This is a genomic window from Pelagicoccus sp. SDUM812002, assembly GCF_031127835.1.
GTDB lineage: Bacteria > Verrucomicrobiota > Verrucomicrobiia > Opitutales > Opitutaceae > Pelagicoccus.
Genome location: NZ_JARXHX010000007.1, coordinates 152,441 through 172,689, shown reverse-complemented (window position 1 = coordinate 172,689; position 20,249 = coordinate 152,441). Strand labels below are relative to the sequence as shown.

The 20,249-nt window shown below is 55.5% G+C and carries 20 protein-coding genes; 7 read left to right on the top strand and 13 right to left on the bottom strand.

Annotation, left to right across the window (positions count from 1 at the left end; translation table 11 throughout):
• Positions 1–2: 2 nt before the first annotated feature.
• Positions 3–917: a hypothetical protein gene (locus tag QEH53_RS12400; RefSeq protein WP_309023516.1), complete on the bottom strand. Its 915-nt coding sequence runs from the start codon at positions 915–917 to the stop codon at positions 3–5.
• A gap of 2 nt (positions 918–919) precedes the next feature.
• Positions 920–1,900 carry a glycosyltransferase family 2 protein gene (locus tag QEH53_RS12395; RefSeq protein ID WP_309023515.1) on the bottom strand — a complete coding sequence of 327 codons (981 nt, stop codon included), beginning with the start codon at positions 1,898–1,900 and terminating at the stop codon, positions 920–922.
• Between QEH53_RS12395 and QEH53_RS12390 the strand changes: the two genes are divergently transcribed.
• Entirely contained in the window at positions 1,890–4,790 is a 2,901-nt protein-coding gene (locus tag QEH53_RS12390) for a hypothetical protein (protein WP_309023514.1), read from the top strand. The two genes, QEH53_RS12395 and QEH53_RS12390, sit on opposite strands and share 11 nt — an antisense overlap.
• Here the strand turns inward: QEH53_RS12390 and QEH53_RS12385 are convergent.
• Positions 4,787–5,566: an AraC family transcriptional regulator gene (locus QEH53_RS12385; protein WP_309023513.1), complete on the bottom strand. Its 780-nt coding sequence runs from the start codon at positions 5,564–5,566 to the stop codon at positions 4,787–4,789. The two genes, QEH53_RS12390 and QEH53_RS12385, sit on opposite strands and share 4 nt — an antisense overlap.
• Positions 5,567–5,691: 125 nt before the next feature.
• On the opposite strand from QEH53_RS12385, the gene QEH53_RS12380 reads away from it, so the two are divergent.
• A complete protein-coding gene (locus QEH53_RS12380) occupies positions 5,692–6,747 on the top strand; it encodes a Gfo/Idh/MocA family oxidoreductase (protein ID WP_309023512.1) in 1,056 nt (351 codons plus the stop codon).
• Between the two features lie 39 nt (positions 6,748–6,786).
• A complete protein-coding gene (locus QEH53_RS12375; RefSeq protein ID WP_309023511.1) occupies positions 6,787–7,533 on the top strand; it encodes a sugar phosphate isomerase/epimerase in 747 nt (248 codons plus the stop codon).
• A 63-nt stretch (positions 7,534–7,596) separates the two neighbouring features.
• On the opposite strand, the gene QEH53_RS12370 is transcribed toward QEH53_RS12375, so the two are convergent.
• The 3 genes from QEH53_RS12370 to QEH53_RS12360 all read right to left on the bottom strand — a co-directional run bounded on the left by QEH53_RS12370 (position 7,597) and on the right by QEH53_RS12360 (position 10,538).
• A complete protein-coding gene (locus QEH53_RS12370; protein WP_309023510.1) occupies positions 7,597–8,859 on the bottom strand; it encodes an HDOD domain-containing protein in 1,263 nt (420 codons plus the stop codon).
• A gap of 219 nt (positions 8,860–9,078) precedes the next feature.
• The gene (locus tag QEH53_RS12365; protein ID WP_309023509.1) at positions 9,079–10,002 is read right to left on the bottom strand and encodes a stomatin-like protein; all 924 of its coding nucleotides are present in this window, start codon (positions 10,000–10,002) and stop codon (positions 9,079–9,081) included.
• 77 nt (positions 10,003–10,079) lie between these two features.
• A complete protein-coding gene (locus QEH53_RS12360) occupies positions 10,080–10,538 on the bottom strand; it encodes an NfeD family protein (protein WP_309023508.1) in 459 nt (152 codons plus the stop codon).
• A 119-nt stretch (positions 10,539–10,657) separates the two neighbouring features.
• On the opposite strand from QEH53_RS12360, the gene QEH53_RS12355 reads away from it, so the two are divergent.
• The 4 genes from QEH53_RS12355 (at position 10,658) to QEH53_RS12340 (ending at position 13,886) form a co-directional block, all read left to right on the top strand.
• Positions 10,658–11,872, top strand: coding sequence for a molybdopterin molybdotransferase MoeA (locus tag QEH53_RS12355; RefSeq protein WP_309023507.1), 1,215 nt, complete (start codon positions 10,658–10,660; stop codon positions 11,870–11,872).
• A 42-nt stretch (positions 11,873–11,914) separates the two neighbouring features.
• Positions 11,915–12,400 carry a cyclic pyranopterin monophosphate synthase MoaC gene (gene moaC, locus QEH53_RS12350; protein WP_309023506.1) on the top strand — a complete coding sequence of 162 codons (486 nt, stop codon included), beginning with the start codon at positions 11,915–11,917 and terminating at the stop codon, positions 12,398–12,400.
• Positions 12,401–12,491: 91 nt separating this feature from the next.
• A complete protein-coding gene (locus QEH53_RS12345) occupies positions 12,492–12,899 on the top strand; it encodes a hypothetical protein (RefSeq protein ID WP_309023505.1) in 408 nt (135 codons plus the stop codon).
• Positions 12,900–12,965: 66 nt separating this feature from the next.
• Positions 12,966–13,886 (top strand): hypothetical protein, encoded by a 921-nt coding sequence (locus QEH53_RS12340; RefSeq protein WP_309023504.1) that lies wholly within the window; start codon positions 12,966–12,968, stop codon positions 13,884–13,886.
• Here the strand turns inward: QEH53_RS12340 and QEH53_RS12335 are convergent.
• The 7 genes from QEH53_RS12335 to QEH53_RS12305 are packed head-to-tail and all read right to left on the bottom strand — an operon-like array spanning position 13,873 to position 20,248.
• A complete protein-coding gene (locus QEH53_RS12335; protein WP_309023503.1) occupies positions 13,873–15,231 on the bottom strand; it encodes a class I adenylate-forming enzyme family protein in 1,359 nt (452 codons plus the stop codon). The two genes, QEH53_RS12340 and QEH53_RS12335, sit on opposite strands and share 14 nt — an antisense overlap.
• Positions 15,228–15,662, bottom strand: coding sequence for a hypothetical protein (locus QEH53_RS12330; protein WP_309023502.1), 435 nt, complete (start codon positions 15,660–15,662; stop codon positions 15,228–15,230). The genes QEH53_RS12335 and QEH53_RS12330 overlap by 4 nt, the downstream gene beginning before the upstream one ends.
• A complete protein-coding gene (locus QEH53_RS12325) occupies positions 15,649–17,952 on the bottom strand; it encodes a hypothetical protein (RefSeq protein WP_309023501.1) in 2,304 nt (767 codons plus the stop codon). The genes QEH53_RS12330 and QEH53_RS12325 overlap by 14 nt, the downstream gene beginning before the upstream one ends.
• Complete coding sequence (locus QEH53_RS12320) at positions 17,949–18,593, bottom strand: hypothetical protein (RefSeq protein WP_309023500.1); 645 nt, start codon at positions 18,591–18,593, stop codon at positions 17,949–17,951. Before QEH53_RS12320 ends, QEH53_RS12325 begins: the two co-directional genes overlap by 4 nt.
• Positions 18,590–19,342: a glycosyltransferase family 2 protein gene (locus QEH53_RS12315; protein WP_309023499.1), complete on the bottom strand. Its 753-nt coding sequence runs from the start codon at positions 19,340–19,342 to the stop codon at positions 18,590–18,592. The genes QEH53_RS12320 and QEH53_RS12315 overlap by 4 nt, the downstream gene beginning before the upstream one ends.
• A 7-nt stretch (positions 19,343–19,349) precedes the next feature.
• Complete coding sequence (locus tag QEH53_RS12310) at positions 19,350–19,721, bottom strand: hypothetical protein (RefSeq protein ID WP_309023498.1); 372 nt, start codon at positions 19,719–19,721, stop codon at positions 19,350–19,352.
• On the bottom strand, positions 19,694–20,248 hold the full coding sequence (locus QEH53_RS12305; RefSeq protein WP_309023603.1) for a lysophospholipid acyltransferase family protein: 555 nt from the start codon (positions 20,246–20,248) through the stop codon (positions 19,694–19,696). Before QEH53_RS12305 ends, QEH53_RS12310 begins: the two co-directional genes overlap by 28 nt.
• Position 20,249: the final 1 nt, after the last annotated feature.

Here is a 20,249-nt window from a genome sequence, read left to right as displayed (position 1 = left end):
TTCTATTTCTGACGCTTCCTTAAAATCACCCCCAGCAGCAAGCTCAAGAGATCGCCTGCAATCGAGCACAAACGAGTGATCGCCGCAATTGCTACCAGACGCGGCCCCACCTCGCCGCTGTCCGCAAAATACGAAAAAACGTACTCCCGCACACCCAGCCCGCCGGGCGAGCCGACCACCAAAAAGCCCGCTCCCCACGATGCCGAAACCAACTCGAGACGCTGCCACGGAGACAGATCCAAACCGCCGAACAAGGTAGATTCGATCCAGAAAAACATCGTTGCCTGAATCACGAAAACCAGGAGCGAAAAGACCACCGCCAAGGCCAGGATCCGTACCAAGCCACTCCGTTCCAGTTTCACCTCTCGCCAAAGTCGCTCTAGTTTCTTTTTTGCGAAGCTGACCGCTACGAGGAACAATACCAAACCCGCGCCCATCACCCAAGGTCCGTAGGGGAGCGTCGCGATTAATCGCAGCGAAATCAGAGAGGCCACGCCCACCAGGAATACCGCTTCCAGCAGCGTCGCCACACCCGCCCGTTTTTTTGAAATGCCCAACGAACCAGCCAAGACAATACGCCCTGCGAAATGGAAAACGTTTCCGGGCAAATACTTCGCCACTTGCGTCAGCAGCGAAATCCGCACCGAGTCCAACCTACCAACCTCCGACCCGGTCAGACCCAGCAGCTCCCGCCACAGCAACCCCAAAACCGCGTTTAACAACACCCAAAGCAAAGAGCAGGAAATCCCCGCCACCAAAAATTCCCGAGAACTCAAATACGGCAGCACCTCATCCGCTTGCCCACGCACCGCCTTCCAAACGAAGAAACAGGCCAGCAAGGTCAACGCCACGCCCACCGCCCGCAAGGCCGCGCCCTTCCAATTGCCTCCCGCGCTCGACTCCTCGACCGCCGCCATCGTTAGGAACGATCCGCTCCGATATGGTTCGACTCAAACTGCGCCAAACGCTCCTCGATCTGCCCAAGCCGCCAATTTGTCTTTTCTAACAGTCGCCGGTTCACCGCGATCAGGTCCGCCAGCAGGGCCAAGACGAAAAAGCCAAGTGAGCTTCCCAGCAATAACGCCGTCAAAATCAGGGACTGCACATGCCCAGCTCCGTCACCGGTCAGGAAGAAAAAGAGAAACCGCAAGCCGAGCAGCAGGCCGAAGAATCCGCAGATCGAAGCCATCAGCAAAAAGACCCGCATCGGACGGTAGATCAGGAAAATGCGAAACATCGTCAGCACCGACCGCTTCACGTACGAAGGGATGCTCTTTACCAAACGCGAGGGCCGCGTTTTCCCGTTGATGCGGATCGGAACCGAAACGATCGAGATTCCATTCTGTCCCGCCTGGATAATCGTCTCCAGCGTGTACGTGTATTCGCTAAACACGTTCAGGCGCGAAGCCGCGCTGCGCGAGATCGCTCGAAATCCACTCGGAGCGTCGCCCACGTCCGTATGGCTCAGCGAACGGACCACCGAGCTTCCGAGCTTTTGCAGGCACTTTTTCAAAAAGGAGAAATGCTCGATCCCGGCGATGTCACGCTCACCGATTACCATCTCCGCCCGGCCTTGCAAAATGGGAGCAACTAGCTTGGGAATGTCCGCCGCGGAGTACTGGTTATCCGCATCTGTGTTCACGATCACGTCTGCTCCGCACTCTAAACAAGCCGCTAATCCCGTCGAAAAGGCGCTTGCAAGCCCCCTATTGCGAGGAATGCTCACCACATGGTCCACACCGCATCCACGCGCCACCGCACTCGTATCATCAGTGCTACCATCGTCGATCACCAGCCACTCCACCACATCGACGCCCTCGAGCTTTCTCGGCAAATCCTCCAAAGTCGCCTTCAAGGTCTCCGCTTCGTTGTAACAGGGAATCTGTATAATGACTTTCATTGATATCCAAGAGTCGGCCCTCGCGATCCTCGCCTTCGGCTACCTTCCGGGCGTTTTTCTCGCAGGACGATGGCTGGCGATCAACATCTTAAAGCTAAACCTTGCGAGCCTAAATCCCGCCAGCCGGCTCGGGCTCTATTTCTGCGTCGGCGCCGCCAGCTCCATCATCCCCCTTTTTCTACTCGCCTTAGCCGGACTCTACCTTCCCTCGGGCATCGGTGCGGCTGGCTGGCTGGCCGCCCTTTTCCAGGCCCGAAAGCTCCGCGTCTCCCAACTCCACCAGCCCTCCGCTGGACTGCTCGGGCTCGCCTTGACCTTGTTCGTTTTCTACGGACTCTTTTGCTCCGAAAGCATCCAGACCGGCCGCGACCAAGGCGCTTACTCCTTGCACGCTACCAACATCGCAAACACCCACTCCCTCCTCTTGCCCCTTCCTTTCGAGGGCTTCGAGGAGCAGCGCCACAAATACCAGGCGCTCCTCCATTCTTCCAATCCGCTAGGCTTCAACTACGACTTCGAAGCCAGCGGCATGAAAGGGCAATTCCCTCCCGCTCTCGCCCTCCACCTCGCCCAATGCTACGCCATCGGCGGTTACGCGGGCCTCATCCTCTTCGTGCCCTTCCTGGCGGCGATCAACTTCCTCGTCGCCTACTCCCTCGCCCGCCAATTCGCTGCCCGGCATTGGGCGCTGCTGGGGGCCCTTTTCTTCGCTCTCAATCCAGCTCAGCTCTGGAACGCCCGCATCACGCTCAGCGAGATCCTCGCCCAGAGCATCATCCTCACAGGCCTTCTCCTTTGCCACCTCGGAATCAGAGACCGTATCAACCGAAATTACGTCGTCGGTATCGCCGCTATTGCCGCCTCCTGCCTCGTCCGCATCGACTGCTTTCTTTTCGCCACTATCCTCGCCGTCCTGCACCTCGCCAGCGTCATTCTGTCGAATTCCAGCGAGCAATCCCCCGATAGTTCCACCAAGATGCGAGCTAGCATCGCCGCTTACGTTATTTTCGGTATCGGCTGGATCTACTACTCGATTTCCACGCCCAACTACTTCCAGGAGTTCGTCCCCATCGTATCCAAATTCCTTCTCGCCGGTGCCGCTGCCATCGCGGCAGCCGCCCTTCTCGACCACCCGAAACTCAAAGGCAAGCTCCAGCTCGACCGCCTTCTGGGCAACAAGCCCGCCTGGATCGCCTGCAGCGTCGCAGTGCTGGCGCTTGTGCTGTACTGCATCTTTCTGAGGCCCTTCAACGAGCCGTTTGCCATGTTCGAAGAAGCCCACTACGGCGATCGGAACTTCCGCGAAAACTCCGTCATCGACCTTGCGGAGTACATTTCGTATCCAGTTATCGGATTCGCAGTCCTCGGCTTCTGCTTCGCCCTTCGCCAGATCCTCATCAAGCGAAAGCTGGAACTGCTCCCCCTTCTGCTCGCATGGGCTGCCTTCTCGCTCGCCTACCTTTACGATCCCAGAATCAGCCCCGACCACATTTGGCGAATTCGTCGCTTCACCCCTATCGTTATCCCAGGTTTTCTGCTTTTCGCCGTCTACGGACTCGCCTCAGTGAGGCTTCCCCGCCGCCCTGCTAGGGCCCTCAACTACGCCGCGTGGGCACTCGCCGCATTGTTCCTCGCCTTTGCAAACAAGCCCATTGCCTTCCTCACCCAGTACGAGGGAACCATTGAAATCACTCGCGCCCTGCAAGCCGCCATTCCCAACGACGCCCTCGTACTCACCGACCTGACACGTCTCTTCTACGGACCACTGCTTGACGGAAAGGGCCGGCAATTAGTAAGAGGAGACCTCTCCAACAAAAATCACCTCGCCCTCTTCAACGAAATCGGAAAGCAGGCCGCTGAAGACGGACAAAGCGTCTACCTGCTCACAAACGCCAAAGCCATCAGCGAATTCAGCGACTTTAAGACCCTCAGCTTCCAAAAGACCTGGTACTCCCTCCGCGCCGCAAACCGAGCCCCCGCGACCGTCATACGGGAGAGGACAAACGCGTTTCACCTCGCCAAGATTGACGGCCCCATCCGGCCCTTCTCTGGCAAGGAAACCTCCCTCACATTCGGAGCGAACAAGATCGTCGGCATCGAGGAGACCGGCATGTACGGCCAAGAGCGCACCGGCAAAGGCAGCCCGTTCCGTTGGTCCCAGCAAACCGCCAGCTTCACACTCCCTACCGCTTTCGAAAGTCGCTTCACTTCGGGACGACTGAAACTGTACTCCTCTTTCGTCGACCAAGCGCCCACCCAAATTCGTGTAAACGGTCATCTTGTATTCGATTCTGAGATACCGAAAAAAGGCGGTGATTTCGAATTCTCCATCCCCCCCGAAATCGACCAATCAGAGACCATCAAACTCCAAATACAGTCGCAAGCGGACCAGCCAAGCAGAGTGTATCCTAACTCCACCGACAGCCGAGAGCTCGCCCTGCAAATCGGAGGAATCACCCTTAGCACCGAAGAAGGTATCGCTTTCGGAACCATCGACTTCGGCATCCAGCCAAACCTCGATATCCTGGAGGGCGGACTCTACCCACCCGAAGCAGAGGGCGACGAAATCCGACGCTGGACGGACGGCCAGGCAGTCTTTCAAATCCCGCTCCGCAAAAGCTTCACCCCCAAGGTACTGTACATAGATATCGTCAAATCCGTCCTCTCAAAAAACGATGTCGCAATCGTGTGGAACGGACAGTCGATCTTTCGCGGCACCGTCGGTTCCGAAGGAGAGACTCTAAAAATACCGCTCGTCCCCAGCCTTGGCCGCGGACCCGTCAAACTCGAAATCGTCTCGCAAACGGCCTCACCCCAAGCCCTCCGGATCAACGAAGACACCAGGGAGCTTGGGCTCAGGCTTGCCAGTCTGAAAATAGACGGCGACTAGCTGTAGTAGTAGTTATCTCGATACGCCTTCGGAGTTACCTCGAACCTTTTTCGAAAAGCCGCACAAAACGCAGAGCTGTGCGTAAAACCGGTCGCTGCCGCTATCTGCTTTATCGAATCGCCCGTTCCCACCAGATACTCGCGCGCCGCATTGAGCCGACGATCGAGCAGTACCTGACGCGGCGAGCTTCCGTAAACAGTCCGAAACTGATCGTGCAAATGAGCCACGCTCCAGCCCGCCTCGCGGGCCAGCTCCGAAACTGTCAAACCCTCTCCATAGCGCGTCTCGATGATCGAACGCACGATTCGCAACGGCTCAGGGACTCCCGCCCGCTCCCGGCGATGGTGGTGCAAAACCGCCTCTAGACGAAGCTTCGAGTAAAGATGGTCCAGCAAGACCGCGTTATCGAAACTCTCGTCCACAAACAGTCGAATCGACTCCTCAGTCAAAGCAGCCACCGCACCCAAATTGTGCCAAAACGAAACCCGTGGCACGCGACGCTCGTTCCTCAGCTTGCTCCGCATCCGAACCGCCAAGCAACTGTAGGGTGAATTTAGATCGCTCCGCCCGATCGTCTCGTCCCCCTCCACATGCCAAAGCAACGATCCCGGCAAAACCTCCACCCAATCCGCTCCGCTCCGTACCCAGCCTCTCCCGCCCGTCACCAGCTCCACTAGCTCTACACCCGCGGCGAGAACAAAAGGCTTAGGCTGCGCACCTGGCGCCTGATGGTAGTGCACCACCACATCCAGCGTATCAGGACGAGAATACTCCATGGCCCCAAAATGTGCATGCATAGGCATTCACACAATCCGATATTTTTGATACCCTAACGAATTGCGACTCCCAAGCAATGACCCAACAATCTTCCCACGCTCCTCCTACAACCTCATCCCCAACAATGAAAGAAGTACGTTTCGGATTCATCGGTTCAGGCAAGATTTCACAATACAGTGCCGAATCTATACAAAAACACAACAAGGCGAGCGTCGTCGCCGTGCAAGACCTCAACAAGGAGAGGGCTGACGAACTAGCAGACAAATTTGACATAAAGCATCGATTCACGGATTCCGCTGACCTCTTTGCCTGCCCAGATGTAGACGCGGTCTACATCGCTGTCCCTAACAAATTTCATGCGTCGCTCGCAACCGAAGCCATGAAAGCTGGCAAGCATGTCATCCTAGAGAAGCCTTTCGCAATGAGCACCGCAGAGGCAGAGGAGGTGATCCGCGTATCCAAGGAAACGGGCCGAGTCTTCTCTGTCGGCATGAACCAACGCTTTAACGAGGACTCCCAAAAGATCAAAGCCATAGCCGACACCGGCGCCCTCGGAGAGATTTACTACGCGAAAGCGTACTGGTTCAGACGAGAAGGTATTCCAAAGCTCGGTACCTGGTTTGGCAACAAAGCGTTGGCCGGAGCAGGAGCGATCAACGACATCGGTGTCCACCTGCTCGACCTTTGTCTCCACACCATGGGAAATTTCGATCCCGTTTCCGTGTTCGGCACGACTTACACGAAATTCGGAAATCGCGGCTTAGGCGAAGGCGGATGGGGAATTTCAGATGCAACGGAAACCACCTTCGACGTCGACGATCTCGCCACCGCCATGATCAAGATGCGAAATGGAGCCACCATCTGCCTCGAAGTCTCGTGGGCCGCTCACATCAAGGACTCAAACCGCATGGACGTTGAGCTTTTCGGGACTGAGATGGGAGCAAGCTTGTATCCATCCAAACTTTACAAACGCAACGATCCTCACAACGCTGACTATCAAGTCATCGACAAAGTCGCAGCAAAACCTGCGTTGGAACATTGCGACCGATTCCACAACTTCGCGAACCACCTGATCGATGGCGAACCGCTGCTCGTCACCGCTGACGAAGCGCTCGTGGTCCAGAAAATTCTGGATGCAGTCGCCGAATCCACCCGAACCGGCAAGTCGGTCGACCTATAGCTTCCTAAAACCCATAATCTCTTAACCAATACCCAGAAAATGAGCATTCTAGACAACCTCGCCGTTCAGAGCTACTGCTTCCGCGAATTCAAGAAAAATACAGACGTCGCAACAAAGGTTCGTGAAATCGGACTCGATAAGATCGAGGTCTGCGCTGTGCATGCCGATTTCGACGACATATCGAGCTGGAAAGAAGACATCAAAATTTACGACGACGAGGGCATCTCAATCGTATCCCTTGGAGTGCAGACCTTCGTCGGAAACGCCGACCAGGAGTCTTACTTCGAATGCGCCGCAGCAGCCGGCGCTAAGCACATCACCGCCCATTTCCAAGTCGGCACTTTCAACCAAGCGATAAGCCAAGTGAAGTCGTGGTGCGACAAGTACGACATCAAGGTCGGCATCCACTGCCACGGCGGATACATGTTCGGCGGACAGCCAGACGTCTTGGAACTGCTGATTGGCCTAGGCACTCCGCAAATCGGACTTTGTATGGATACAGCTTGGGCTATGCAGATCGGTCCCAATCGAGGCAACCCGATAGAGTGGGCTCAAAAGTACGCAGGGCAACTCTACGGCATCCACTTCAAGGACTTCGTCTTCGAGCGTAACGGGCAATGGCAAGACACCGTAGTGGGCGAGGGAAACCTCGACCTCAAGGGCCTGCTCGACGAGCTCGAAAAACAGAGCTACTCAGGCGTCAGCATTCTTGAATACGAGGCCGATCCCGACAACCCAGTTCCCGCCCTAACGGAGTGCGTGGAAAAGATGCGCTCCTTAGCCTAGTTCCTAGACAATTCCATTAATAAAGCCGCAGCTCTATGAGTCGCGGCTTTTTTTGAGTTCAACCTAGTCAAAGTCGTAGGCGAAATCTGGAGACAGACCGAGCTTCTCAGCCAGATCCTCATTGAGCCTGTCTCCACAATAGCATGACACGCCTTGGTTCGAGTGGGCTGCGTAGTTAGCGAAATGCAGCAGCGATGTCGCGCAATAGTCCTTTTCGGCGACTTTCTCAGGCTGATGGTGCCAAGTCACCGCTCGAATGATCACTTCCGGCAAGCCCCACATCGCGAATAGAAATCCTCCGATCGACGCGTGGTCGCACTTGTAGGCTTCGCGTTCCAGTTTCCATGAAGGGGTATTGGAATCGACCGACTGCCCCATGAGATCCGCATAATCGTTACCCTTGGCAGCGAGCAACACGAGTTTACCCAAGTCATGCAGAAGGGCGATACTGCTGATTTGCTGGATCAAGCGCATGTTTCTCACGTGCTGGCGCATGCGCAGTCCGTATTGGCTGGTCTCGATCGAATGCTGCAGAATCGAGTTCGCAAGCTCGTGCAAGCCAGGACTCAGACGCAGTTGCTTCTTGGCAAGTTCGGTGATCGCGAGATTGCGCACGAAATCCATGCCCAGTATCTGCAAGGCTTCCTCGATCGTCTCCACGTCACCGGGCGTCCCATAAAACGCTGTGTTCACCACTTGGAGAATCGTCGCTACCGCAGTTGGGTGCTGCATGATGATGCGAGCCAAGTCCTCTAGCTCGCACTCTGGATCGTCGGCCGTCTTAAGCAGCTCTTGCATCGGCTGCGTGTTCACATGCAACTCCTTCGTGTCGCGGACAATGGCCGCCACTTCAGGCTTTCTGATCCTCAAATGAGTGACCAGCACCTGCCGCACGGCTAAATTCAGCGCCGTCGGAGTGACCGGTTTCTCCACTCGTCGGTGGGTTAAACCCACGGTCTTGCTCAGCAGGTCCTTTTCCGCTTCGGTGTAAGCGAGAAAACGGAGCGAATTCGGTGAAAGCTCCTTGGATTTTTGCAAAGCCTCAATCGGGCCACCGTCCGGCAGCCCTCCACCGACGATAAATACGTCCGCTCTCGCCTCCCCAATCGCTCGAACCATCTCCTCCATACTGGAAGCCACTCGAGCGACCCATCCTGGCATATTGAAACTGGCATCCGCTCGCACCGCGTCCAAGTAGTGGCGATCGCCATCTACGACTAGTATGCTGATTAACTTTTTCCCCGCTGTGCTCATCAAATCGATCTCATCCAACCCCCGAAGGTTTCTTTGGATCGCGGCTTCTACCTCGCCTCCCTGAGTAATCATCGGGCTATGAATGAATTATATAAGTAGTTTGATAAGCTATAAGCGCCTATCTCTCGTAATTTGAAACCTTATTAACGGTCGTATCCAACCTTCAAAGACGTAAATTGGCAAAATAACCTAGAAGGTATAGGTTTCGGCCTCAGTAGGGTCCGCAGACAACCTCTCAGCCTCTACCCTAGTTATAACTATCAATACCCTTAAGCCACGGATCTCGCGTCCCTAAGAGGTGCGTCTCGTTTCTTCGAACACCTTGGTCAAGCTCGCCACTGTTCCTGAAATGTCAGCGAGGTTCGAAGGGATTATCATGGTATTGTTTTGCTTGGCGAGATTACCGAATTCCTTCACCCACTGCTCCGCCACGCGCAGGCTCACAGCGTCTCGGCCGCCGGGCAGGCTTATCGCTTCGGAAACCCTCTTGAGGCCTTCAGCAGTGGCAATCGCAACGAGCTCGATCTCGCGAGCTCGCCCTTCCGCTTCGTTGATACGTTTCATCTTCTCGCCTTCAGACCAGTTGATCGCTTCCTGCTTTTCACCCATGGACACATTAACTTTGGCCTCACGATCGCCTTCGGACTTGGCGACTACCGCACGCCGTTCGCGTTCGGCTCTCATCTGCTTCTCCAGCGCATCCTTGACGCTCTGCGGCGGCTCGATGTTGCGGATTTCGTAGCGAGTGATCTTGAGGCCCCAAGGCTCTGAAGCCTTGTCGATAGCCTCGATGATATTGGCATTGATGGTCTCCCGCTCCTCGAAGGTCTTGTCTAGCTCCATCTTGCCGATCTCCGAACGTAACGTAGTCTGGGCCAATTGGGTCGCCGCGTAGCGGTAGTTATCGATCCCATAGCTCGCCTTACGAGGGTCGAGCACTTGGAAGTAGAGAATGCCGTCAATCTCCACCGCTATGTTGTCTTTGGTGATACACGTCTGCGGTGCCACATCCGTCGCGATTTCCTTGAGGGAATGCTTGTAGGAAACCTTGTCCAAAAAAGGGACGAGGATGTGGAAGCCCGCTTCTAAAGTCTTGGAGTACTTGCCGAGACGCTCGACGACGTGAGCCTCCTTCTGAGGTACGATTCGAGCAGTTTTCATCAAGATGATGAGCACTGCGACTAAGATAACACCGGTAACAATTAAGGACTGCATAGGACGACTTTGACTTGGGGTTTAAAGGGTACCGACTCTAGCTTAAGTCGGACAAATTCGGATGCGAAAGCTTGGTCTCAATCACGCGGCTTGAGGTTGAGGCACAGTCCATCGATAGATTCGATAATCGCGACCGAGCCTACCTTCAGCTCCTGTTCGCAGCGGCCCTTCCAGTTAGCCCCCTTGAACTCGACCTTACCGTACGGCCGATCTGGACTGAACCCGGTCAAGCAAGTCACCTCCTTGCCAATCAAGTCCGACAACTCATCGCTGCCACCCGTTTCGGCGGATTGGCCGACAAACCAGCCTTTGAACTGCCACCGTAGTCCGAAAAGCAATACGATTGAAAGCGCACTGAAAATCAACAGCTGGGAACTCAGCTCAGTCACCCACCCCAAATAAGCCAGCAGAGACACGATCAAGGCCCCCAGCCCAAAGAAGATAATAACCAGTCCCGGTACGATAAATTCGGCGACGATTAGTACTACTCCAGCAATCAGCCAGATAACAGCGGGATCAAGGGTAAGTTCGCTCATGGGTACTGCTGCACAAAACCCTACTTACGCATATCCCGCAAGCCAGAAGCGATAGCCTCCATCCGCAAAGCGACAGTTTTATTTGCCCAAGCGGGAAAAATAGGAATTGTCCTGCCTTAGTGATTACCGTTCAGGAAGCCGAGAAACTAATACTCGATAGTATCGGGGAAATTGAAACAGAGACCGTCTCTATTGAAGAGGCGCTCGGACGTTGCCTTCGCGAGCCTATCGTCGCAGACCGCGCCCTTCCCCCGTTTGACCGAGCAACGCTCGACGGCATCGCGATCAACAGTTCCTCCTACAACACTGGCCAGCGCAAATTCAACATCGCCGGCACCGCAGCAGCCGGAACTCCTCAAGCCGAACTGCCCGACGTGAAGAGCGCCTTCGAGATCATGACCGGCGCTCCCCTACCCCGCCTCGCCGATTGCGTTATCCCCGTCGAAGAAATCAAAATCACGGGCAACACCGTTAAGCTGCCCGACGGGCTGCAACTCGACTTTCACTCAGGAGTACACAGCCAAGGCAGCGACTGCAAATCAGGTAAAGAGCTCCTATCTGCCCATCGCCTTATCACTGCCAAGGAGATCGCAATTGCCGCCTCGGTAGGAAAGACCGAGATCGTCACATCCAAAATGCCTCGCATCGCCATCGTCTCCACTGGCGACGAGCTTGTATCCATCGAGCAGATACCCGAATCACACCAAATTCGCCGCTCGAACGACATCACCCTGTCGGCTGCTCTCAAGTCATCCGGGTTCACCGATGTAGAACTCGCGCATATCCCCGACGACCCTGAGGAGCTCGAAACCCAGCTCCGCGCCATTCTCGAACGCTGCGACTCCCTGATTCTCGCCGGCGGTGTATCTAAAGGGAAATACGACCATATCCCAGAGACCTTGGCAAAGCTCGGCGTGTCCATCCGCTTCCAATGGGTCAGCCAGCGCCCCGGAAAACCCATGTGGTACGGGCAGTTCTCCCGCGGCGGCGAGCGACGTCCCGTATTCGCCCTCCCCGGCAACCCAGTCTCCTGTTTCACCTGCTTGCGGCGCTACGCCATCCCCGCTTTCGAGAAATGGGTCGGCCTTCCCAAAACGAATCCCGTTTACGCCAAACTTGCCCACGACCTCACTTTCAAGCCCGAGCTTACCCTCTTCCTGCCCGCGATCGCCGATCCACGCCCCAGCGGAGAACTCTGGGTAAAGCCCGCCCTATTTAACACATCCGGCGATTTCGTTTCCGTGGCTCAAACCGATGGTTTTATCGAACTGCCCAAGGCTCGCAATATATTCCCCGAAGGCGAAGCCTTCCAATACTACCCATGGCCGCGCTAAGCGCCGGTCAACCGATTCCCAATCTTACAGCCTAAACACCTCGTGAGCGCAGCGAACACATTCACCCACCTAGACGACGACCTCCAACCACACATGGTTGACGTGACTGAAAAGGCCATCACCCGCCGCTCCGCAACCGCTCGCGCGATCGTGAAGCTCACCCCCGAGATCATGGCCCAGTTCGACGGGAAAGAGCTGCAGAGCAAAAAAGGCCCCGTTTTCCACACCGCCATCTTGGCCGGCATCCAAGCCGCCAAAAAGACCAGCGAGCTCATCCCGCTTTGCCATCCGCTTCCACTTACCAAGTGCTCCGTCACCATCAAGCCGTTGGACGATGTCCGGGTCGAAATACAAGCAACCGCTGTGACCGACGCAAAAACTGGAGTGGAAATGGAGGCCCTAACTGCCGCTAGCGGAGCTGCCTTGACGTTGTATGACATGTGCAAAGCACTCTCCAAGGCCATCGTCATAGAAGATATTCGCCTTCTAGAAAAAACGGGCGGTAAGTCCGGTGACTACGTTGCCTAGGCTTCTTTTACTGTTGGCAGCCGCCGTGCTATTCTTAAGAAATGCCCTACTCGCACCTATTCAGGTTAACTCCTAAAAATGATTCCGACTCATGAACTCTAAAACGTTATTCACCCTAGCCTCTCTCCTGGTCCTGCTGTCATTCGGTGCCACTGCCGTTCACAGCGAGCCTGACGAATCCAGCGAACCCTACACCGAAATCGTAATCCCTCAGGGACTTTCAGAAGAAGGAGTCCAGTCAGCGATTATCAAAGCTGCAATCGGAAGACGCTGGAACATCATCAAAAAAGAAGCCGACCACACTGTCATCAACCTTACGCACAGAGGCTACGACTCTACCCTCACTTTCACCATCAAAGACTCTAACATACACGTCCATTCAGACTCTTGGGCCGTCGATAAGAAGGGCGAAAAGAAAAAGAAGAAGGACCCCACTGGCTGGATCGAAAACCTGCGTAAAGACATTATCGTCTTCATGAACCGCGAACTCTACGGCTAAACGAGGATCTCGATTAATCTTCACGCAAACGAACAAACCTTCACTCTCACACTTTTCCACAAATAGATGCAGGTCAGCTACGGCAGCCGCAGCCATCCTTCGGATTATTCCCTATCTACAGCGGACCTCGGTCCCCTATGCCTTCCTCCTCTAGGCGAGCAAATACGAGAGCAGCTTCCACTTGCCCCTCAACAATACAGACAAGTATCGCGCTTCCACCTTTGGCAAGACCGCCAGCTCTCACTAGGATTGGCCTCAGTGCCCGTCGCCGACAAAGATATTCTTACTCTTTCCGAGAGCATCTACGACGAACTCTTTGAGCTGACTCGAGAGGCGTACCTGTTCCGAATCTGGAATTACATTCCTCATATTAATTCCGGTGACGGCGACCAGGAACGCTACCGCAAGTTTTGCGCTGGCCGCTCCCAAAGCTTCCACAACGCTTTCGGCGAAAACGAAATCGCCTACATGCCCGCCGGAACCTGCGTAGGCAACGATAGTGATTACCTGACTATCCTCTTCATCGCAGCCGATTCTCGGCCCGACCACCACGAAAACCCCAACCAAACCCCGGCCTACCGCTATCCGAGGCAATACGGCCCCAAATCCCCCTCCTTCGCCCGCGCCACCACCGGCACCATCAACGGCGCCCATCATCGCTACATATCGGGAACCGCTGCCGTGCTCGGACACGAGTCACAAGCCATCGGCGACCTCGCTGGACAGATCGAAATTACCTGCGACAACCTCGAACGAATCGCCGCCCAAACACTCGTCGGCACCGACTACCAAGCCGCCGAGCAAACGCTCCTTTCCGGAAAAGTATACCTTCGCCACCCCGAGCACTACACGGAAGCCAAAGCTCTTCTTCAGCGACGCTTCCCGCAATTCGCCGACAAATTCATCTACTTGCGCTCCGATATCTGCCGCCACGACCTCCTCGTCGAGATCGAGCTCGCCTTCATCGACCCGATCAAAGCGACGTGAAGTCCTTGCGAATCGCCGAAAAGTTAACTTTCCCGCGAACCGTCAACGGAAACTGCTCGTAGACAAACCACTTTTTCGGACGTAACCGAAGCGGTAAGGCTTCCCGCATCCGCCCGCTCAACTCAGTACGCGACAGGCTGCTCTCCAGAGCCGCTGCGATCAACGCGTCTCCATCGCGACTTAAAGCAAAAACCTTCGCGTCGCTCACTCCATCGATCTGCAGCAAACGGCGCTCTATATCCAAAGGATTGATACGTCGGGCCCCGATCTTCATCAAGTTCACCGCCCGCCCCTCGAGCACCAGCTCACCCCGCTCGTCGATTCCTCCAAAGTCCGCGACCAACGCTCGCCCTTGCCCACCCTCGGAACGCCGAGAGTTACCATGACGATACACCGCGTCGCTCTCCACATAAAATCGATTTCCTCGAGCCGGCACAATTCGCACCCCTGGAAGCGGAGTCCCCACGCTTCGCCCCGAAAGAGCAGATTTCCCAGTATCATCAAAGCAAATACCCCCGGTCTCTGTAGAGCCATAAAAATTGCGCACACGCTTCCCAAATCGCTCTCCAAACGCTCTGGCGATATCCGGATCCAGCCGCGCACCCGCCGAAATCACCAAACGCAAACTCGCAAACGCATCCACCTCGCAATCGCTACGCGACAGTGCCTTCAAAACCGTAGGCACGCTCGGAAACAGCGTGCAGCCCGCTTGGCGACACACCCGACCAATCTCCTCTGGAAACGGCGTCTCCGTCCAGGTCGCCGCCGTGCCTTGCAGCAGCAACGGGTAAACGACGCTGCCCAACCCATAGGAATGCCCCCAAGGAATCAGACCTAAATTAACATCGTCCGGACGAATTCCCATCCCCGCGATCAGCCGCCGCGCGTCCGCCACCATTTCACTCCGCGAGAAATAGAGCCGCTTGGGACTCCCGGTACTACCCGACGTCAACTTGCATACCTCGATCTCCCCATTGCGAAAAACCATCGGGCGCTCGCAGCAGCCTTGTACCAAATCCGTTCCGCTCCAGATCCCCTGAACCCGCAGCTCCTTGCCCAAGGCTTCAACCTCGTCCTTCTTAAACCCCGGATCGAGAGGAGCCACCACCGCCCCCAGCTTCAAGCAAGCGAGGAAACCGCAAAGCCATTCCACGCCATTGGTGAGATCCAGCGCGATCAACCGACGCTCACGCATCCCAAGCGACCGCCACTGCTCGCAAAGACCGTCGCTCCTAGCGTCAATCATCCGAAAGTCGACCTCCTCGTTCCGCGGATCTACCAACGCAATCCCTTCCGGCGACCGAGCAATAACCTGTCTCCAGGCATCCAATACGCTTTCCGTCACTTCGACCCTCCCACAGCCAAGGTCAAAACCGCTTCGCAAAGGCACGTCTCTCCCTCGAAGACTTTTCCTCTCACCGAGGCAACTTTCCCGTCCAGCAACAAGTCGACCTCGCAGGTCGTTCTCAAAACCGGCATCGCCGTTTCAGGTGAGCAAAAGGACTCGAACGACCGAACTTGCACAATCATCCCCATATGCTCCTCGTCGCCGCTATCGTCATAGATCAATGGGAACGCGGCCGATTGCGCAACCAGCTCGATGCCCAAGTAGGTCTCTACCTTGCCGTCCCGACCAAACAGCGCCGTACGAGTCTCGTCCACCCGAGTCTCGGTTTCCACTGTTCGACTGTCTAAGGCCGAAATCGAATCGATCAACCGCATCGCCCCGCGATGAGGCAACTTCTCAATCAAGCCATGGTACTTATTTCGGTCCATCTTCCCGCAAAAATCGTCTTAGAAAAGGCTGCGAGCAATGAAGCAGCAAAAGCGTGACGCAAGCGAGAAGCGCCACCAACCACCCCAGACTCTGCACCACCGCCACGGAACTGAACCCCAATGCGAGAAAAGAAGCGGTCGTCGTTCCTGCCGACAACCAAACCGAACGCGGCATCGGCAAGCCTTGCCGATACGCTTCGATCGCAAACAACGCATAGTCCAAGGCAATCGCTCCTCCTAGAAAACAGCCCACGAGGTGAAACAAATTCAGCTCGCCAAAAAACAGCGAACACAAGCCCACCGCAATACCGCCTCCAACCAGTGGATACAAAACCACCACAACCCCTCGCTTCAACCCAAACGCAACCAGCATCACCACACCAACCAGAGCCGCCGCCCAAACTCCGATATTCAGCAGCTCCACCCGATGTTTTCCCAACGCTTTGTTCAAAAAGCTCAATTGGGAAAAAAGAAAACTCTGTTCCACTCCTTCAAGTAGCAGAACGGCCTCGCTCGGAGCGATGCTTGCGGAAGCCAAGCTCCAATGTTGATCGTCGAAAGTACCCAGCACGCTTTCCATGGGTCCACGAAGTCGATCCGCCAATTCTCCCAACAACCCCTCGACCCGCTCACCTTTCAAGCCATCTTCCCCAAGCAATTCCTGAGCTTCTTCGAAAAAACGATCAAACGCCGCCGCCTCATAGCCCGCTTCCGCAAAAGCCGACTCCAGGCCCGACAAAAGTTCTGGTAGCTGCGACCGCCATTCATCCGCGAGAGCGACCTCTTCCTGAGTCGGCAAAAATTGCGACAAGCCGAAAGCGCCAGCGTCGCCAACTCTCGCAAGCAAACCCGCTTCGTTCTCCATCACCTGCAGATAGCTATCTCCTGTAGTGATAAAGATACTACGCTCCGTGTCCGTTCCACCAAAACGCTCCCGTAAAGCGAGGTCCTCCTCCACCAACGCCTCATCCGGAGCCTCCAGCTTGCGCAAGTCATCCACCCAACGCACCCCAAACAAGCCCCAAACGCCGCTGGCAAACACTGCCAGTGCCAGTGCCAGCCATACGGAGCTCGGGGTCTTAACCTTCTCGATCGGCGTCTTCTGCCCGCTCTCCTTTACCGAATTCGAATAGATTGTTGCCCGAGCCGCCAAAAACGCCCCCAGCAACCCCGCGCCTACAAACACCCCGATCTGTCGGATCAACTCAAGATCCGCAAAGAGCAACACTGCAAATCCACACACCGTAGAAAAGCAGGCGTAGGCCACCAACTTGGCAGTCGGAAACGGCACCTCAGACACTTCCTTAAAAATCAAGTGGATAGCGTAGTCGATTGCGGTGCCGATCAAGATCGAGCCAATTACCAAGACGATTACATTCACCGTCTCGAACACCAGAAAGGAAATTGAAAGCGCAATCACCATGCCGACCAGGACTGTGGGTATCGCCCAAAGCAGCCGCCAAGGTCGACCCGCCAGCACGCCGCCGGCCAGAGCGACTCCCAGCAAGGAAAGTATGTTAATCTTGAATACATCCTTTTGGATGCGTTCCCGACTCGCGGACGCCAATCGAACCAACCCTCCGTACTTCAACTCGAACTCCGACTCCCGCTCCACAAACGCTTGCTCGAGTCCCTCAAGGTCAACGACCAATCCCTCTTGCGTATCTCGAGCCAAGGGCGATTCCGCCAACTTTGCCCAAAACAAAATCCGACCGTCCCTCTCCTCGTCCCCTTGAAGCATTCCTGTGCCACCTTCGCTCAAACGCAGGATCGCTCCCACACTTAGCAACAGCGGATCCAACAGCTCCTCGCGAGCCAGCTCCAACGCGCTGGGCGACTCCAAAAACGCGTCCATATCGGAAACCGCCTCCTCAGCTACCCAATCCGCAAACTCGCCTTCTCCATCGATCTCAAACGCGGCACGCTTCTCCGCCAACCACTTAGGGAACAGCAGCTCAAAACGCCGCTCGTTCAGAAAACGCATCGCCGAAAGGTTGGTCCGCTCATCGAAACGCACCACCGACTCCACCCAGCGACTGCTCTCCAACTGTTTCCGAAAATCGTCCGCCCAATTCGTTTCTCCCGCAAGCCCTTTGGCCTCCAAATAGACAACTCGCCCTTGCTCCTCGCCAATCAACTGGCGTGCGATCTTCACTTCTGCCGACTCGTCGTTGGGCAAGAGGCTAGACACATCCGTATCCAACTTATGGACATAGTCCACTCGCGTGAGATAAACGCCGGCCAACAGGACAATCGCCAGTACCAACAGCCTTGGAACCGCCCTCTTCATTCGCTGACCTGTTCGCGAAAGTACAGGCGCTCTTCTTCCGCAGAAAATCCGTTCAATCCGATTTCCTCCTTCGGAAAAATCTCAACACGACGCTCGCCCGCAAAAACCATCTCGATCTTCCCAACGGTCACTTCTTTACCGGACACGGTGAGCCGTTCGAATTTCCCTTCGCTTTCGTCTTTCGGAGTCATCGCAATCGACCATCCGTCGCTCCCAGTCTGCCACTCCATATCGAAAGCTTCCTCCAAGGCTACGACATCAAAAGCGAACGCTGCCTTCATCAGGTCAATCGTATCCGATTGGCTCGCTCCCGCGCTCTTTTGCCGAAAGTCGCCACTATTTGAATACTTTCGCATCAGCACGCCCTCGTCGTCCGCGACGATTCCGACTCGCTTTTCTGGATACGAAATACTCAACCCGCGGCCTTCCCAAATCCTCAGCTTGCCTTCCATCTCAATTGGAGCCTTGCGAAACGGAAAATGCCGGAACTCGGAAAACAGAATCAAACGAGCAGGCTGTTCCGCCGCCTGAGCTTCCAGTTCCGCCAACTTTTCTTCCAAGCCTGCCGGCGCCTCGGCTCGAACCAGAGAAACGGCTCCCAGCGAGAGCGAGAGGACAAGAAAGCATAAGACGTTTTTCATAGCGTTGGGGGCTGTTTGGGTCGAGCAATCCAGCGGTAAGGAGCCTGTAAAGCAAGACGCACATGCAAGCAGACGAAGCGCACGTTGTCGCGTACATAGTGAAAGTGCGAAACCCCACCTTGTTCCCGACTAATGTACTTCACAGGAGCCCGCACCTTAATCGCTGGCACCCCTAACCAACTCAAACGCACCGCAACCTCCGGATCGAAGTCGTAACGATCGCTCCGGCCGGGCTTTTCCATTACTCGCAGCAGAGGGCGGATCGGATAGACGCGAAATCCAAACAAAGGATCTCCCACCATTCGGCCACCGACCTCGAACTGCACCATCCAGACGCTGAGCTTTCGCCCGTATAAACGTTCCAAAGGAACGTTCGCATCAAACACCGGTTGCCCCAAGATCATTGCCTCCGGGGTTTTCTCAGCGTATTCAAAAAACGGATCGATACGCTCCGCAGGATGCTGCCCATCCGCATCCATAACGAGAGCGTGGGTAAAGCCTTCCGACTCCGCCCGCTGCAATCCAGAACGCACCGCCGCGCCCTTGCCCGCATTTTCGGTCTTCACAATGACGGTCAATCGAGGCTCGGCTTTCGCGAATTCAAGGGCCGCTAATTCACTTCCATCCGTCGACCCGTCGATCACCAGCATCACGGGAGCCGTCGACTGCGACAAAGCATCCTGCAACGTCGGCAAGAGCACCTTCCCGGAATTGTACGATGGAATCAATACGAGCGGCTTCACATTCATATTCGATTCACCCCAGAACGCTCACGTTGCCCGAGCAACAGAGTTCGTCGTTTGAAAACACACGGACTGCATAGCGGTCACCCTTTTGCTCTAAAGCTACCCTCACGAAAACATCCGGTCTGAGAGGCAACACGAACTTAAAACGAGAAAGCCGGTAACGTTCGAGCGGCCTTCCACGCCACGCCTCGACCGCAACCAGAATCCATCCGATCTGCGTCACCGCCGGCACAATCGGATTCCCTGGGAAATGGCCCTCGAAATACGGAAGCCCTTCGTCGATGCGAAACACGACCTCAGCCGTGAGCTCGCCAACTTCCAAGTTACAACCTTTTGGATACGGATTCCGCAGCATCATCGACTCGCCCTTTCCGCATAACATTCTTTCACTCGTTCGAGTATATCACGTACCGATCGACAGTCCCCTCCTTCGATTCTCTCTATCCGAGAAATGTCCACTTCCGCCGTCAATTGCGGCACCTTCCAAAACGGAGCTTCCCGCGTCATAAAGTCATCCGGCGACTCCATCCACATCACGTTGATCGCTGCCTTGCTCCGCTTTGCGATCAAGGCGAAACCGGACTTGAACTTCGACAGGTCAGCCTTAGTACAACGTGTCCCCTCGGGAAAAATGATCAAGTCTTCTCCTCTGGCCAACACTTCGCAAGCCAAGCGCACCATGTCCGGACCGCCCACGTTTGGAATGTGCTGCGCGAGCTTAGCGGTCGAGCCGTAAAGCGGATTAGATCCAATCTGGTCCTTGTAGATACAGGTCCCATTGGTCACGTACTTTAGCAGGTACGATCCGTCCAAAATCGACGGATGATTCATTACCCAAATCTCGCCACCCGTCGCTTTTCGCGGCGTTTTATCAGGCGTGGTTAAACGGAGCACTCCAATAAAGCCCATA

Excerpts from the sequence above, each read along its gene's own strand:
- QEH53_RS12400 (WP_309023516.1), bottom strand. The coding sequence starts at position 917 with ATGGCGGCGGTCGAGGAGTCGAGCGCGGGAGGCAATTGGAAGGGCGCG.
- QEH53_RS12390 (WP_309023514.1), top strand. The coding sequence starts at position 1,890 with ATGACTTTCATTGATATCCAAGAGTCGGCCCTCGCGATCCTCGCCTTC.
- QEH53_RS12395 (WP_309023515.1), bottom strand. The coding sequence starts at position 1,900 with ATGAAAGTCATTATACAGATTCCCTGTTACAACGAAGCGGAGACCTTG.
- QEH53_RS12385 (WP_309023513.1), bottom strand. The coding sequence starts at position 5,566 with ATGGAGTATTCTCGTCCTGATACGCTGGATGTGGTGGTGCACTACCAT.
- QEH53_RS12380 (WP_309023512.1), top strand. The coding sequence starts at position 5,692 with ATGAAAGAAGTACGTTTCGGATTCATCGGTTCAGGCAAGATTTCACAA.
- QEH53_RS12375 (WP_309023511.1), top strand. The coding sequence starts at position 6,787 with ATGAGCATTCTAGACAACCTCGCCGTTCAGAGCTACTGCTTCCGCGAA.
- QEH53_RS12370 (WP_309023510.1), bottom strand. The coding sequence starts at position 8,859 with ATGATTACTCAGGGAGGCGAGGTAGAAGCCGCGATCCAAAGAAACCTT.
- QEH53_RS12365 (WP_309023509.1), bottom strand. The coding sequence starts at position 10,002 with ATGCAGTCCTTAATTGTTACCGGTGTTATCTTAGTCGCAGTGCTCATC.
- QEH53_RS12360 (WP_309023508.1), bottom strand. The coding sequence starts at position 10,538 with ATGAGCGAACTTACCCTTGATCCCGCTGTTATCTGGCTGATTGCTGGA.
- QEH53_RS12345 (WP_309023505.1), top strand. The coding sequence starts at position 12,492 with ATGAACTCTAAAACGTTATTCACCCTAGCCTCTCTCCTGGTCCTGCTG.
- QEH53_RS12340 (WP_309023504.1), top strand. The coding sequence starts at position 12,966 with ATGCAGGTCAGCTACGGCAGCCGCAGCCATCCTTCGGATTATTCCCTA.
- QEH53_RS12330 (WP_309023502.1), bottom strand. The coding sequence starts at position 15,662 with ATGGACCGAAATAAGTACCATGGCTTGATTGAGAAGTTGCCTCATCGC.
- QEH53_RS12325 (WP_309023501.1), bottom strand. The coding sequence starts at position 17,952 with ATGAAGAGGGCGGTTCCAAGGCTGTTGGTACTGGCGATTGTCCTGTTG.
- QEH53_RS12320 (WP_309023500.1), bottom strand. The coding sequence starts at position 18,593 with ATGAAAAACGTCTTATGCTTTCTTGTCCTCTCGCTCTCGCTGGGAGCC.
- QEH53_RS12315 (WP_309023499.1), bottom strand. The coding sequence starts at position 19,342 with ATGAATGTGAAGCCGCTCGTATTGATTCCATCGTACAATTCCGGGAAG.
- QEH53_RS12310 (WP_309023498.1), bottom strand. The coding sequence starts at position 19,721 with ATGTTATGCGGAAAGGGCGAGTCGATGATGCTGCGGAATCCGTATCCA.
- QEH53_RS12305 (WP_309023603.1), bottom strand. The coding sequence starts at position 20,248 with ATGGGCTTTATTGGAGTGCTCCGTTTAACCACGCCTGATAAAACGCCG.